The organism is Zhongshania borealis (genome assembly GCF_039539625.1).
GTDB classification, from domain to species: Bacteria; Pseudomonadota; Gammaproteobacteria; order Pseudomonadales; family Spongiibacteraceae; genus Spongiibacter; species Spongiibacter borealis.
The window spans coordinates 193506-208639 of the sequence record NZ_BAABDM010000001.1; the positions used below are offsets into that span (position 1 = coordinate 193506).

Consider the following 15134-nt stretch of genomic DNA (forward strand, 5'->3'; position numbering starts at 1 on the left):
TTCGTCATTCACGCCAGCTGCTTGACCGTTTCGGTCACTCTTCTTGCCGATTGCCTGTGCTAATGTGAGCGTTCTCATGCGGGCCTACTCGCCTAGCATTTTCATAAAATAATAATTAGCGAGGCGGCTATGTCTAGTCAAGATAGCGTAATTGCAATAGTCACTGGTGCCAGTCGTGGTGCCGGCAAGGGTATTGCCCTCGCGCTCGGTGACACGGGTGCAACGGTGTATGTCACCGGTCGCAGCGTGAATGAGGGTGATAGCCCCTTACCCGGTACCGTCTTTGAAACGGCGGTTGAAATTACGCGACGCGGCGGTAAAGGCATTGCGGTGGTTTGTGATCATGCCGACGACACACAAGTAGACGCCTTATTCACACAAATAGCCAAGGAGCATGGTCGCCTCGATATCTTAGTGAATAACGCCTTGTGCGTTCCTGAGGGGCTCACGGCGGAGGGACCATTCTGGGAGAAGCCATTAGGATTACAGGCACTTTTAGATGTTGGTCTGCGCTCAAGCTATGTTGCCAGTTTTTATGCCGCGCCGTTGCTAATAAAAAGTTCTACTGGCTTGGTGATTAATACCTCATCGCCGGGCGGCCGCTGCTATATGCATGGCCCAGCATACGGTGCTGGCAAAGCGGCAATCGATAAAATGGCACACGATATGGCCGTGGATTTTCGCGACTATGGTGTTGCCGTTGTGGCGTTGTGGATGGGGATTTTGAAAACCGAAAGAACCATGGCGGCAATTACGGCTCAGCCAGAATTGTATGGGCATATGCTCGAGGTGGCCGAATCGCCAGAATACACTGGCAGAGTCATTGCCGCCTTGGCCGCTGATCCGCAGCGAATGAGTTACAGCGGAAAGGTCTGCATGGCGGCAGAACTTGGTGAGCATTATGGATTAGTAGATATTGATGGTCGCCAGCCTCCGTCGCCAAGAGTCATGTTTGGTGCGGTTACTGAATACAGTGACGTGGTAATTCAGTAGGGCGAATACAGCTGTCGTCCGTATGAGGTATTAGGGAGTGATAGGCAATTCGTTAAAATCCTCCCCCTAAGGGTCAAGAGGGCGCCACGGGCTCAACGTCGTTCATTACAAGTGGGGAGATTGAATTATGGCAATACAGATCGCGGGTTTACCAGAGGGTCAGTATGCCAACTTGCCTAATGGGCAATGTCTCCATTATCTGGATCAAGGTGCTGGGCCAGTAGTAGTGTTTTTACATGGCAGCGGCAGCGGTGCCAGTGGACACAGCAACTTCAAGTACAACTATCCCTATTTGGTTGATCAAGGTTTTCGCGTCATTGTGCCGGACCTTATCGGTTACGGTTATTCAGACAAGCCAGAGGACGTCCAGTATCACCTAGACTTCTTTGTAGAGTGCATTAAGCAGTTGCTTGTACATATCGGTATTGAGCATTGCGCCATAGTCGGCAATTCCCTTGGCGGCGCTATAGCCATTAAATTCACCTTAGATAATCCGGCCGTGGTCGATAAGCTGATATTGATGGCACCCGGCGGTATCGAGGAGCAGGCTGATTATTTCCATATGCCGGGCATGCAAGTCATGAAAGAGGTGTTCACCTCTGGGCCGATGGCGCCCGAGCGCTTAGAAGACTTTATTCGCCGTGGCTTGGTGTATGACGACAGCGTGATTGACGAGCAGTTAATTAATGAGCGTTGGGGTATTTTCCAACAGCAAAACAGTCAGGTTATTACCTCGATGGTTGTGCCTAATATGGCATCGCGACTTGGCGAAATAAGTTGTCCGATTTTGGCGTTTTGGGGCGTAAATGAAATGATGATGCCGGAAACCGGCATTCAAACACTGGCTAAAAATTGTCGTCATATTCGTCTTACCTTGGTGTCGGAATGTGGTCACTGGGTCATGGTCGAACACCGCGATATGTTTAATCGCAGCAGCGTTGATTTTTTGAGAAATAATTAATATGCAGCAACAAGAAATTGAAAAACTCGGCGACGCCCTTTACGAGGCAATGCGCAGCTTTCAACCGATAGCGCCGCTGACAGAACAAGTACCGAGCATTAGCTTAGATGACGCCTATCACATTTCCCTGCAGATGCTAAAACGCCGGGTAGAGGATGATGGCGAAGTCGTGGTGGGCAAAAAAATAGGGGTGACCAGTAAAGTTGTTCAAGACATGCTGGGTGTGCATCAGCCTGACTTTGGCTTTTTAACTGATGCCATGGCGTACGCCAACGGTGCCGATGTGCCGGTGGCTGGCAACATGATTCAACCTCGCGCTGAGGCAGAAATTGGCTTTAAATTGAAGGCTGATTTACAAGGCCCTGGTGTCACCGAAGCTGATGTTTTGGCGGCAACCGAATGTATTATGCCGTGTTTTGAAATCGTCGATTCACGGATTCGTAATTGGCAAATCAAGATTCAAGATACCGTGGCTGATAATGCCTCTTGCGGGGTTTATGTGCTTGGCGATAGCAGTGCTGACCCTAAGGAATTGGATCTGCCGAATCTTAAAATTACGGTGTGGAAAAATGGTGAGTTGCTTAGTCAAGGACTTGGCAGCGCGGTGCAGGGTAATCCACTGACTGCTGTTGCATGGCTAGCCAATACTTTGGGGCGTTTTGGTATTCCATTTAAAGCGGGTGAGGTCATTTTATCTGGCTCGCTGGTGCCACTGGAATCAGTGCAAGCTGGCGACAAAATGACCATGGAGTTACACGGAATCGGCCACGCAGCCGTGCAGTTTGTGTAAATAAAAATTGGCGGCAAGCCCAAATTTACTATGAGAGTTAGCAATAATGGCTGAAAAAATAAAGGCAGCAATTATCGGTCCCGGCAATATCGGCACTGATTTATTGATGAAAGCACTTCGTTCTGAATTCATTGAGCCCGTGTGGATGGTTGGCGTTGACCCAGATTCACCGGGTTTGAGTCGTGCCGCGGAAATGGGCTTGAAGGTGACCGCGGATGGCGTAGACGGTATGTTGCCGACCATGCGCGCCGACGGTGTACAAATTTGCTTTGACGCGACCTCGGCTTATGTCCATGCCGAAAATTCTCGCAAGGTGAATGAGCAGGGCGCTCTAATGATCGATCTCACCCCAGCGGCAATTGGTCCCTACTGTGTGCCCCCAGTTAATTTGCAGGACGCGCTTGCCGAAGGCTGTATGAACGTAAATATGGTGACCTGTGGCGGTCAAGCGACCATACCGATGGTTGCCGCCGTGTCGCGTGTGCAAGCAGTAAGCTACGGCGAAATAGTCGCGACGGTAAGCTCGCGTTCGGTTGGACCCGGTACACGTAAAAATATTGATGAATTTACTCGCACTACCGCTGGCGCCGTTGAGCGCGTGGGCGGTGCGGCGAAAGGCAAGGCAATCATAGTGATTAACCCCGCTGAGCCGCCACTGATGATGCGCGACACTATTCACTGCTTAACAGTAGATACGCCAGATCAGGCGGCGATCACGGCCTCGGTGCACGAGATGATCGCCGAAGTACAGAAATACGTTCCGGGTTACCGCCTTAAAAATGGCCCGGTGTTTGATGGCAATCGCGTGTCAATTTTCATGGAAGTGGAGGGCCTTGGCGATTTCCTCCCTAAGTATGCGGGTAATCTCGATATTATGACTGCAGCGGGTTTGCGCACTGCAGAAATGTTTGCCGAAGAAATGTTGGCTGGTCGTTTAACGTTAAAGCCGACGGCTGCTTAAGGGGATATGAGAATGGATTTACGCGGTAAAAAAGTCGTTTTACACGATATGTGCTTGCGCGATGGTATGCACGCCAAGCAGCACCAGATCTCCTTGGACGAAATGAAAGCCATTGCCAAAGGTCTGGATGAAGCCGGTATGCCCTTGATTGAAGTGACCCACGGCGATGGCCTTGGTGGCGCGTCTGTTAACTACGGTTTTCCGGCGCATAGCGATGAGGAATACCTTAAAGCGGTTGTTGGCGTTGTGAAAAACGCGAAGATATCGGCGCTTTTGTTGCCAGGGATCGGGACGGTTGATCACTTGAAAATGGCTGCGGATTTAGGTGTTACCACGATTCGAGTAGCCACTCACTGCACCGAAGCCGATGTGTCTGAGCAACATATCGGCATGGCCGCGCAGATGGGTTTGGACACGGTCGGTTTTTTGATGATGACCCACATGATCGAGGCAGAGCAGATTGTTGAGCAAGCCAAGCTTATGGAATCCTATGGTGCAAATTGTATTTACTGTACCGATTCTGCAGGTTATTTGCTGCCAGATCAGGTAAAAGAGCGCATTGCCTTATTGCGTCGTGAGCTAAAACCGCAAACGGAGCTTGGCTTCCACGCCCACCACAACTTGAGCTTAGGTGTGACGAACTCACTTGTGGCGGTAGAGGCGGGTGCCAATCGTATCGATGGTTCTGTGGCTGGCCTAGGCGCTGGCGCCGGAAATACGCCGTTAGAAGTGCTCGTGGCGGTGATGGATCGCATGGGCGTTGATCATGGTATCGACCTCTATAAAATCATGGACGTTGCCGAAGATTTGGTAACGCCGATCATGGACAGCCCTATTCGAATCGATCGAGATTCACTGACGCTGGGCTATGCCGGTGTTTACTCATCTTTCCTGCTGTTCGCGAAACGTGCAGCGGCAAAATACGGCGTGTCGTCGCGGGATATTCTGGTGGAACTCGGGCATCGTCGCACCGTCGGTGGTCAGGAAGACATGATTGAAGATTTGGCCCTGGATATGGCTAAAGCGCGGGGCTTGATTTGATTTAGCGCTCCGCACATTCCTGACGCCAACCCCAAGACGGCAATACGGCTCTTGGGGTTGGCGTTCTCTCTGTTCTGTAAACCATTCTCAGTTATACTAGCGGCCATAATAGTGAATAAAGGTCGTTTAACCTCGTATGCTTATTGATCCCGGATTTGATGAAGTTATAGCCACAATCTATCAGGGGCCACTTGAAGAAGAGCCATGGCAAAATTTTCTGTCGGTGTTGTGTAAGCTGATGGGAGCGGTGTCGGTAACCCTTGTGCTCAACCCGCCTTCGGAAAAGGGCTTGGGCGTGCTGCGGGTGGTAGGTGGAAATCTAGAAGGTATCGCCCGCTATCAAGAGCGGCTTTTTGCCATGGACCCATTTCAATCACTGCGTCCCGGCGAAGTAAAAAGCTTAATGGAATTGGTGCCCGGCGAAAATTGGCTGGAAAGTGAACTCTATAACCTGTGCATGAAGCCAGCTGGTCTGTACGACTCCCTCGGTGTTGATATTCATGTGCCCGGTGAAATGGACGCGGGATTGCGCGTGGCTCGTGGCGAACAATCACCTAGTTTTAATAAGGCTGACCGCGATCTTATTTACACCCTGCTTCCTCATTTAGAACGGGCGCTGCGATTGCACGTGCGTATGAATAAAATGGAGTCTGAGCGGGCACTTTACGCTGGAGCAGTGGAAAGTTTGTCTCTGGCGACTATTATTCTAGATGAAAATGGCCGCGTGCTTAGTTGTAATCGTATGGCTGAGTATTTGATCATTCGCGAGCCTGACGTGCGTATTGAAGATGGACGTTTACTGCTAGGTGATCAAGCAACCACCAAAAAACTACAGCGTCTTATAGACCGCATACTTGGTCATAAGCTGGGTGATGAGCCTACCGTTGTTGAAGCCATGCGGGTAAGTCGAGACGGTGATTTCTCCGATCTTGGTGTCATTGCCAGGCCAGTACCCATGACAGAATGGTCTGAGGGCAAATCGGTGCCCACCGTGGCGATATTTATTAGCGACCCGGAATACGGCGCCGAAGCGCCGGTAGCCGTAATAATTCAGCTCTTTGGTTTTACGCCGACCGAAGCGCAGTTGTCGCTATTGTTGGCTGATGGCCTCTCACTTGACGAGGCGTCAGCGGCACTGGGTATGAGCCGGAATACCGCGCGTACCCATTTGCGGTCGATTTTTTCGAAAACAGGTGTTAGTCGGCAAACCCTGTTGGTGCGCCTAATTCTCAAAAGTGTTGCACAGCTGGCCGACTAACGATTGACCGAAATGCGGTGCTTCTTCATTGCAGCTAGGGGTGGGCGGTATGGCTATTTTAGAAAATAAAGTCGCGGTGGTAACCGGTGGTGGTCAAGGCGTTGGTGCTGGTATTGCGCTGGCACTTGCTGCCGAAGGTGCTGTTGTTGCAGTTTTGGGGCGAACACTGGCGACCTTGGAAGCGACTTGCGCCGAAATTCACCATCGCGGTGGTGAGGCCCAAGCGTTTGTTTGCGATGTCACCCAAGCTGATGATATTGATGCCGCTGTAATGGAGATTGTCGACGAGTTCGGCAGTATCGATATTCTTGTAAACAATGCCCAGATCGTTCCCCTTGGCCGCCTGCTAGAAATTAATGATGAAGAATACCAAGAGGGAATGGATTCCGGGCCCTTGGCCACGCTGCGCTTTATGAAAGCCTGTTACCCCTTTCTGCGCGGTGATGGCAGTATTGTTAATCTGGCAAGTTCTGCAGCAATACGATCTGACTCAGCTGGTTTTGGTGCCTATGCGGCAGCCAAAGAAGCGATACGGGCGCTAAGCCGCGCGGCGGCCTGTGAATGGGGCGAAGACAATGTCCGGGTCAACTGCATTATGCCCCTGGCGATGTCACCGGCTATGAACCGCTGGGTTGAGAGTGGCAGTGATGATGTCGAAGCGTTTCTCAGTACAGTGCCACTCGGCCGTGTTGGCGACTGCGAAGAAGATGTGGGTCGCGTAGTGGTGTTTTTGTGCGGCCCTGACGCCAGTTATATTACCGGACATACTCTGCCAATTGATGGTGGTCAGGCGTTCTTACGCTAAGCGTTAAAGCTGAGTTTTAAGCGGCAATTCGGTCGTGTTTTTAATCTCGGTAACCGCGATATGGGAGTGTAATTCTCGAATCATCGGTAGCGCCAAGAGGCGATCTCGGACGAAACTCTCGTAATTTCGAATGTCTTTAACAATAATCTTTAGCATATAGTCCCATATCCCAGTCATGGTGTAGCACTCGACTACCTCGTCGAAATTGCGAACGGACGATTCGAATTCCACCAGATTCTGTCGCCCTGAGGTGGTGAGATTAACCGTGGCAAACACCACTAGATCCATGCCTAGAGCTTGTCTATTGAGTAGAGCGACTTTTTTCTGAACGAGACCATCCTGCTCTATGCGATTTATTCGGCGCCAACAAGGGGATTGGGACATTCCGACAATATCCGCCACCTCTGTCGAAGTTTTGCTGGCATCAGATTGCAGAATACTAAGAATATTTATGTCCTGACGACTCAAATCGACGCTCATTGGCACTCCTTATAATTCTTCTGATAAATGTCGGTCTATTTTATGTGGTTTCTAGCATGCGAAGAGTATGCCTCGTTTACTACGTGGTGGGAATCGCCAGGTTTCACTGCTTTTAGCCTAGTGCTATTTTTCATTGTCCAACTGTTAGGCATAATGGCCGGGCGATCGCCAACGGGGCGTTCCGCCTAGATATGGCAGCTTGTTATGTCCTTGCGCTGGGATATTTTTTGTAAAGTTATCGATAATTACGGCGATATCGGTGTTAGTTGGCGCCTGGCCCGGCAATTGGCGGCCGAGCATGATTTGGATGTTAGGCTGTGGCTGGATGATGTCACGGCCTTTTGCCGGATTTACCCCGAGGGGGATCCCACGCTGAGCGTTCAGCGTCATTGTGGCGTCGCAATTCACCATTGGTCAATCCACTGGCGGGCGACGGACACTGCCGATGTGGTTATTGAAGCCTTTGCCTGTGAGTTGCCCACGCAATACATTGCCACCATGGCGGCGCGGGAACGCGTTCCGCTGTGGCTCAATCTAGAGTATTTGAGTGCAGAGGGCTGGGTTGAGGGTTGTCATGGTCTTCCATCTTTGCAGGGCAATAACCTCAAAAAGTACTTTTTCTTTCCGGGGTTTAGTCCCCAAACTGGCGGATTGCTGCGTGAATCTGGGCTAATTCTACGCCGCCAAGAATTTCAGGGTAACGCGCAGGCAAGGACTGATTTTTTGTTGCGCATTGGCGTGGAAGCGCATGAAGACTGTCGGTTAATTTCTCTTTTTTGCTATGAGAATAGCGCGTTGCCGACTTGGCTAGATGGCTTGGTGGCGGAGGGCGCGAGCCATATTCTCGTGCCTGAGGGGCGTATTATTCCCGCACTCACCAGTTACATTGGGGAGGAAGTACTTCAGGCTGGCCGTATTTATCGGCGGGGAGCGTTGACCATTCAGGTGCTGCCATTCCTGAGCCAGGATGATTACGACCTATTACTTTGGGCCTGCGACTTTAATATTGTGCGCGGCGAAGATTCCTTTGTTCGAGCTCAATGGGCCGGGAGGCCTTTTATTTGGCATATTTACCCCCAGGAAGAGGATGCTCATCTGATTAAATTAGACGCCTTTTTAGCGCGCTACTGTGAGGGCTTATCTGAAGAATCGGGCGCTGAGTTCAGGGCTTGTTGGAGGGCTTGGAATCAATGCGAAAATAGCCCTATTGATTGGTCGCGGATAATGGGCGCAAGGCCAGAGCTGGCGGGCCACGCAGAGCATTGGTGTGGGCAACAATCGGCACTTGAAAATCTTGCATATTCGCTAGTGCAATTTCATCAAAACTGGTTATGATACGCAGCCGAAATTGATGGCATCCCATTAATCCTTTTTTGGATGCAAGTATGAAAACCGCACAAGAAATGAAGCCCAATAGCGTGATGCTAATCGAGGGCCAGCCCTGGCTAGTTCAAAAAGCCGAATTTACTAAATCTGGTCGCAATAGCGCCATCGTTAAAATGAAGCTCAAAAACTTGTTGAGTGGTTCTTCTACCGAGACAGTATTCAAGTCAGAAGACAAGGTCGAACCGGTTATTCTTGATCGTATAACGGTAAGCTACTCCTACGTAGCGGATGACGTTTACGTTTTTATGGACGAAGATTTCAACCAATACGAATTGAGCGCAGACGATATTGAAAGCGTGTTGCCCTATATCGTTGATGGTATGACGGATGAATGCGAAGCGGTATTCTTTGAGGGCAAGGTGATCTCGGTTGACCTGCCCACCACCATCGTTCGCCAAATTGTGTACACCGAAGGTTCTGCCCGTGGTGATACATCAGGCAAGGTGATGAAGGCAGCGCAATTGAGTAACGGTACGGTGGTCAAAGTGGCCGATTTCTGTGAAATCGACGATTGGATCGAGATCGATACCCGCAATGGCGAGTACAAGTGCCGCGCCAAAGCGCCGGCCTAAGCTAAATATAGATGACGAAAACCGGCGCTCGCCGGTTTTTTTCCCGTTGGTAGCTGGCTCAGTGGCCGAAAACAGACCAGCCAGTGTGCTGCACTAACAGTTCTAAGGCTTCTGTACCGAGTTTGCTATTGCCAATGCTATCCAGCCCCGGCGACCAAACTGCGATGGATGCTTTACCCGGCGCAACTGCCAGAATTCCTCCGCCCACGCCACTTTTGCCTGGCAGACCGACGCGGTACGCAAATTCACCGGAACCGTCGTAGTGACCGCACATCAGCATTAGAGAGTTTATGCGCCGCGCCCGCTGGGCGGATACAACGCGTATTCCTGTGCTGGAATTTACCCCGTCAGACACCAAAAATAAGCCCGCCTGTGCCAGCTGTTGGCAGCTCATGCTAATTGAGCAGTGGTGGAAATAGGTGCCCAAAACACAATCAACCGGGTTTTTGAAGCGGCCAAAAGACGCCATGAAATGCGCCAGTGAAGCATTTCTGTCGCCGGTTAAAAGTTCGGACTGCGCTACTTTCTCATCTATACCAATACTATTGTCATTGGCGATAAAGCGCACAAATTGCAGTATTTCGGCTAGGGTCTCTTTGGGCTGGTGACCCATCATAATCGAGTCAACTATGGCGATGGCGCCGGCGTTAATAAACGGGTTGCGGGGTTTGCCACTCTCGTGCTCTAACTGCACAATTGAGTTGAAGGGGTCGCCGGACGGCTCTCGGCCAACCCGAGACCAAACTGCGTCGCCCAGTTTCCCCAGCGCGATAGTGAGCGTAAACAGCTTTGAAATGCTCTGAATAGAAAATAAGGTGTTGGCGTCACCGGCACTGAATACTTGGCCGTCGGGCAGTGCAACACTAATACCAAACTGATTTGGATCGACACAAGCGAGCTGGGGAATATAATTTGCGACCTGACCGCGCTCGCTGCGGTCGTTCATCGTGGCGCAGATTTCATCGAGTATGTCTTGCATCGGCCTAGGCTATTTAATTGGAATCGGGTTAGCTATGACGCCGCATTTATAACGCAAGTGGCGCGCGCGGGAGCATGTTTGCACCATTATATTCATTGTCTATGCAGTATGGCAGCGTTTAATGTGCGCGGCTTTAGATTCCGCTATTTGTGAAAATAACGACAATACTTAGCTTTGCTAATGAAAAGCTGTGATTCAGCCCACAAAAGGCAGCATCCCCTATACCTAAAGGCGGGAGAAGTCGGCAAACTCCCTTCTGAGTCACGCGGGCCAAGGCCTAGCCGTGCAGTTTTCTGGACGAGTTGCTCGTTTACTTAGTGGGAGATATAACGTGGTAAGTTTGTTTAGTCGTTACATTGACAATGTTGGGCGTGAAAAAATTACTAAGCCGAACCTCTTGTTACAGTCATGGCACCCGGTAGCCATACTTATGGTCATCCCGTTTATACATCTGCTTTTCTCAAGTGTAAGCTCTTAAACCTCTACTGCCCGCCGAGTTTACTGCTTAGAAACTCGAGAAGCCGCGTACGTCGCTTAAACTACTTGCTAATATTCTCGCCGCTGAAGGGTGTCCCGCGTATCATGGTGGCACTTTTAGCGTGTCTCGCTAGACCTATTTGACGCTAATGAACCCTATTGCCTGCTATCGTCCGGCAACTATTGTGCGTTGTTTAATGTAGGGTCTTAATTGCTGGATATGAAATTACTGGGATTTTGGGTTTTGACCCCATGCTCAATTTTGAAACAAAGGAATATCGATGAAGATTTGTGGTGTTGAATTGACGGCGAATGACGCTGTTGTCTGTTTGCTAAATTATGACAAACAACAGTTTAATTTGCCCGAGTGCCGCGTGCGAAAGCTGAGTTTACCTAAAGACCACAGCCGTCAGGACTTGCTGCAATTTCAGCAGGCATTCGCCCAGCTGATGGGAGACTATAAAGTGGATTCAGTGGCGATTAGAGGCCGCATGCCCAAGGGCAAGTTTGCCGGTGGCGCTATTAGCTTCAAATTAGAAGCTGCGCTGCAGCTAATTGCCAACCTCGAAGTACGCGTATTGACGCCTACTGAGGTAAAGGCGGCGTTGGCTGAGAACCCCTTGACCATTCCTTTTGCAGACACTGGCTTAAAGGCTTTCCAGGAAGCGGCGTTTACAGTTGCCTATGCGGCGCATATGTAAGGCTTTAATTTGACTAAAAGATTCCCTATCTAAACGCTGGTCTGTAAAATCAGCCTCTTTGTTAATAAAGCGGAGCAGCGCAATGGGCAGAGCCTACCAAAACCGCAAAGATTCCATGGCTAAGACCTCAGATGCCAAGGCCAAGGTCTATAGTAAGTACGGACGCGAAATTTATGTATGTGCCAAGGCAGGCGGGGTAGACCCAACCGGTAATTTGGCGCTGCGCGGGATGATTGAGCGAGCTAAAAAAGACCAAGTCCCTACCCATGTTATTGAAAAAGCCATCGATAAGGCCAAGGGCGGCGGCGGTGAAGATTTCGCGCTGTCTCGCTACGAGGGCTATGGCCCCGGCAATTGCATGGTGATTATTGACTGCTTAACCGATAACGCCAATCGGACGTTTGGCGATGTGCGGCTGTGCTTTACCAAAACCAAGAGTAAAATTGGTACTCAGGGCAGTGTTAGTCACATGTTTGATCACTCAGCGATCTTCGTGTTCGATGGCGAGGACGAAGAGGGCGTGCTTGAGGCCTTGATGGAAGCCGACGTGGACGTCAGCGATATCGAGAATGAAGATGGTAAAATTTCGGTATTTGCACCTAATACCGACTACTTCAAAGCCAAACAAGCCTTGATCGAATTTGGCGTCAATGACTTCGATGTGGACGAAATTCAGTTTTTGCCTCAGAACACCACCACCATCGAAGGTGATGATGTGCCGATGTTTGAGAAGTTTATGGACATGCTCAATGATTTGGATGATGTGCAAAACATCTATCATAACGTCGAGTTATAAACTGGCCAATTTGAGTTTGTTGGTTTCCAATAAAAAGCCCCGGCGCCAGTCATTGGTGTTCGGGGCTTTTGTGTTTTTAGGTAAAGCAAACCTGCACTCGAGGTCGCTCAGCCTTTATAGAGGGTATGCTTGATAAGCTTGTTGTGTGCTGACTCAAGACGATTGCAAAAAAACAGTCCGCGGCAGGTACCAAAAGAATTCCACAAAAAACAAGATTTTCCCGTAGATGGAAGCCTAGGCGAAAGCAAAAAGTGCAAGCGAAAGAATCCCGATGCCTTCTAACTCACTACCAATTTCACCAACATCCGTTAGGCGCCTGAAGTTCAGAGACTTAATTTTCATTGGGAAATCACGCTTAAATAATGATTCTCATAGCGCCTGGGTTCAGTTGCTTCTGAGGCGTCACCTGTTTTTTTTGACAGGAAAATGGGCGGCGAGTCAGATATCTAACTCCACTGTCGTAAATTTATTGCCTCGAATTAGGTATACACTCTTTTGTACTAAACCGTGGCATTAACTTGGTTAGGGTGATCGTAGGCTAAGAATAGCACTACGCTATCGGAATTCAGACGCAAGGCCAGACAATGCGGATTTACGTACCTGTGGCTTACAAGTTGCTATTTGCAATGGCGCTGGCCTTTGGCTGGTTAGGGTTCAGTGTGTGGTTAGCCTGGCCGTGGATTCAGGATTTAAGCCGTGTTTTCACCCCTTTCGGGGCCTGGTTCATGATTCTTGGCGTTGCCTTATTGCCGGGAATGGCCAGTGCATTCGTAGTTGTGAGCCTGATCCTGGATCGTAGGCCCATCTATAAGCCACATCACGTGTTGCCGGGCGTAAGCATCCTTATCGCGGCATACAATGAAGCGCTGGATATTGAAAAAACAATTGAATCTATCTTGGTGCAAGTCTATCCCGGAGAAGTAGAGGTCTTGGTAATAGACGATGCTTCCACAGATAATACTGCGGCCTTAGTTGATCATTTAGCTGCAAGTGGAAATTACTCCGGCAACTTCAAAATAAAACTGATATCTGCGTCCAACAACGGTGGGAAGTCAGCTGCACTGAATTTGGGCCTAGCGCAAGCCAGCCACGACTACATTATTACGGTGGATGGAGATACCTATCTTTTTAAAGACGCACTGGCGAATTTGGTGATCAATCTTGTGGACGGCCCACCCAAAACTGGTGCGGTGGCCGGTACTGTTTTGGTTCGAAACTCCCGCAAAAGTTTGATTACCAGATTGCAAGAGTGGGATTACTTTCTGGGAATTGCAGTGGTCAAGCGGACTCAGTCGTTATATCAGGGAACATTGGTTGCGCAGGGGGCTTTCTCAATTTATAGGCGTGAAGTTCTTGAAGAACTGGGCGGCTGGCCTAATACGATGGGCGAAGATATTGTGCTGACCTGGGGTATAGCCAGGAATGGATGGCGAGTGTCATACGCCGAAAATGCCTTTGTATTTACCAATGTGCCTGAAAATTATAGTGCTTATTTCCGACAGAGGCGGCGATGGGCGCGTGGGCTAATTGAAGCGTTTAAAATGTATCCAGACGCTATCTATGTGCCGAGGCTGAATACGCCTTTCGTCTATTTCAACCTGATGTTCCCCTATATTGACTTCAGCTATTTATTCATTTTTTTTCCCGGAATCATTTGTGCGTTGTTCTTTCAGTGGTATGCATTGGTCGGTGTGATGACTTTATTGCTGCTTCCTCTTGCGACACTCTGTAACGCTCTGATGTATTACCACCAGCGCTCAATCTTCAAGCTTTACGGATTGAAAATCAGGAAAAACATCCTGGGTATGTTGATCTATTCGCTTTTTTATCAACTGTATCTTACTCCAGCCAGCCTAGCGGGCTATCTGAGTGAACTTCTGCGTCAAAAAAGATCCTGGTGAACCTATGAAACAGTTTCTAATGATCATGATGTTATCTGTGGCGGGAGCAGCTTATGCAGAAACCTGGAGACTGGAGAGTGAGAACCTGCTCATTTCAGATTCAGACGATGCGAGTCAAAGGCTACATTTGCTGGGGGTTATTGCGGACCTGCCCTCCGCTGGTAGTAAGGCTGGCCTGTCGCTGGGAAGTTGGCGGTTTGATGAGGCCGCAGGCACCGAAAATTTTGACGTGCTGCGTCTGAGTTACGATTGGGCTATTACGGAAAAGGCCGCTGTATTCGCCAGTCTACATGCTCTAGATGGCGATGACTGGTCGCCGATGCTGGCCTCAATCAGAGGCGTCCATAGTTTTAGTGAGCAATGGCGCATTGAAGCATCAGCGGAAAAAGGAATCATTGATAGCGTTGCCGGCATTAGGCAGAAACTGGGTAATGAAACGTATAACGCATCGGTAGATTGGCATTTTTCAGAGCAATGGACAGTGGTTGCAGCGTTGATGAGCATGCCCATAGATGATGGGAATGAGCGGAACGGTGGTGTTCTGCGGTTTATCTACGAGCTGCCTCAAATAACCGGGTTCAACCTGCAGACACGATCAAAAATGCTTAAAAGTGATTTTAACGGTATGGGCTACTTTAGTCCGCCAGTGTTACAGGAACATTTGCTATTGGTGGGTTATAGGGGGGCGGCATTTAATGCTAGTTGGGTTTTTTCACTGTTGGCGGGTGCCGGCAATCAAAATATAGAAACCGAATTTGACGAGAGCATCCGTAATGAACTTTATTACCTCGAGCTGAATGCACGAGGATGGTTTAACGATAATGTCGGCCTTGAATCCAAGGGGTATTGCTCTAATACTGGAGGGCCAAATTTGGGAGCGCCGGACGATAGTTATCGTTATTGCAGCCTTCTATTTTCTATTATAGGCTCTTTTTGAATTCCATACATCTCGGCATAAATAATTCATTTTCGGAAAATGGGTCTCCGCGAATGTTCGCGTTACTAGAGTTTGTGTTTGGCTTGCTCAGGGGGG

Annotated in this window: 15 protein-coding genes; 13 read left to right on the top strand and 2 right to left on the bottom strand. The window is 49.5% G+C overall.

What is annotated here, in order from left to right; translation table 11 throughout:
* Nucleotides 1-129 precede the first annotated feature (129 nt).
* From ABD836_RS00925 to ABD836_RS00955, 7 genes are all read left to right on the top strand, one after another.
* Nucleotides 130-993, top strand: a complete 864-nt coding sequence (locus tag ABD836_RS00925; protein ID WP_344931826.1) for an SDR family NAD(P)-dependent oxidoreductase — start codon at nucleotides 130-132, stop codon at nucleotides 991-993.
* Nucleotides 994-1120: 127 nt separating this feature from the next.
* Nucleotides 1121-1954 (top strand): alpha/beta fold hydrolase, encoded by an 834-nt coding sequence (locus tag ABD836_RS00930; protein ID WP_344931827.1) that lies wholly within the window; start codon nucleotides 1121-1123, stop codon nucleotides 1952-1954.
* A 1-nt stretch (nucleotide 1955) separates the two neighbouring features.
* Complete coding sequence (locus tag ABD836_RS00935) at nucleotides 1956-2744, top strand: fumarylacetoacetate hydrolase family protein (protein ID WP_344931828.1); 789 nt, start codon at nucleotides 1956-1958, stop codon at nucleotides 2742-2744.
* A 46-nt stretch (nucleotides 2745-2790) separates the two neighbouring features.
* Nucleotides 2791-3705, top strand: a complete 915-nt coding sequence (locus tag ABD836_RS00940; RefSeq protein WP_344931829.1) for an acetaldehyde dehydrogenase (acetylating) — start codon at nucleotides 2791-2793, stop codon at nucleotides 3703-3705.
* Between the two features lie 12 nt (nucleotides 3706-3717).
* The gene (gene dmpG, locus ABD836_RS00945) at nucleotides 3718-4746 is read left to right on the top strand and encodes a 4-hydroxy-2-oxovalerate aldolase (protein WP_344931830.1); all 1029 of its coding nucleotides are present in this window, start codon (nucleotides 3718-3720) and stop codon (nucleotides 4744-4746) included.
* A 136-nt stretch (nucleotides 4747-4882) separates the two neighbouring features.
* Nucleotides 4883-6004, top strand: coding sequence for a helix-turn-helix transcriptional regulator (locus tag ABD836_RS00950; protein ID WP_344931831.1), 1122 nt, complete (start codon nucleotides 4883-4885; stop codon nucleotides 6002-6004).
* A gap of 49 nt (nucleotides 6005-6053) precedes the next feature.
* A complete protein-coding gene (locus tag ABD836_RS00955) occupies nucleotides 6054-6809 on the top strand; it encodes an SDR family NAD(P)-dependent oxidoreductase (protein WP_344931832.1) in 756 nt (251 codons plus the stop codon).
* 3 nt (nucleotides 6810-6812) lie between these two features.
* Here ABD836_RS00955 and ABD836_RS00960 read toward each other — a convergent pair whose 3' ends face one another.
* Nucleotides 6813-7289, bottom strand: a complete 477-nt coding sequence (locus tag ABD836_RS00960; protein ID WP_344931833.1) for an Lrp/AsnC family transcriptional regulator — start codon at nucleotides 7287-7289, stop codon at nucleotides 6813-6815.
* 204 nt (nucleotides 7290-7493) lie between these two features.
* On the opposite strand from ABD836_RS00960, the gene earP reads away from it, so the two are divergent.
* Complete coding sequence (gene earP / locus ABD836_RS00965) at nucleotides 7494-8624, top strand: elongation factor P maturation arginine rhamnosyltransferase EarP (protein ID WP_344931834.1); 1131 nt, start codon at nucleotides 7494-7496, stop codon at nucleotides 8622-8624.
* A 50-nt stretch (nucleotides 8625-8674) separates the two neighbouring features.
* The gene (efp, locus tag ABD836_RS00970) at nucleotides 8675-9247 is read left to right on the top strand and encodes an elongation factor P (protein WP_344931835.1); all 573 of its coding nucleotides are present in this window, start codon (nucleotides 8675-8677) and stop codon (nucleotides 9245-9247) included.
* 58 nt (nucleotides 9248-9305) lie between these two features.
* Here efp and ABD836_RS00975 read toward each other — a convergent pair whose 3' ends face one another.
* Nucleotides 9306-10226: a glutaminase gene (locus ABD836_RS00975; RefSeq protein ID WP_344931836.1), complete on the bottom strand. Its 921-nt coding sequence runs from the start codon at nucleotides 10224-10226 to the stop codon at nucleotides 9306-9308.
* 758 nt (nucleotides 10227-10984) lie between these two features.
* Between ABD836_RS00975 and ABD836_RS00980 the strand changes: the two genes are divergently transcribed.
* The 4 genes from ABD836_RS00980 to ABD836_RS00995 all read left to right on the top strand — a co-directional run bounded on the left by ABD836_RS00980 (nucleotide 10985) and on the right by ABD836_RS00995 (nucleotide 15038).
* Nucleotides 10985-11404, top strand: coding sequence for a DUF3010 family protein (locus ABD836_RS00980; protein WP_344931837.1), 420 nt, complete (start codon nucleotides 10985-10987; stop codon nucleotides 11402-11404).
* 82 nt (nucleotides 11405-11486) lie between these two features.
* Nucleotides 11487-12200 carry a YebC/PmpR family DNA-binding transcriptional regulator gene (locus tag ABD836_RS00985; protein WP_344931838.1) on the top strand — a complete coding sequence of 238 codons (714 nt, stop codon included), beginning with the start codon at nucleotides 11487-11489 and terminating at the stop codon, nucleotides 12198-12200.
* A 584-nt stretch (nucleotides 12201-12784) separates the two neighbouring features.
* Nucleotides 12785-14101, top strand: a complete 1317-nt coding sequence (locus tag ABD836_RS00990; RefSeq protein ID WP_344931839.1) for a glycosyltransferase family 2 protein — start codon at nucleotides 12785-12787, stop codon at nucleotides 14099-14101.
* 4 nt (nucleotides 14102-14105) lie between these two features.
* Nucleotides 14106-15038, top strand: a complete 933-nt coding sequence (locus tag ABD836_RS00995; RefSeq protein ID WP_344931840.1) for a hypothetical protein — start codon at nucleotides 14106-14108, stop codon at nucleotides 15036-15038.
* Nucleotides 15039-15134 lie beyond the last annotated feature (96 nt).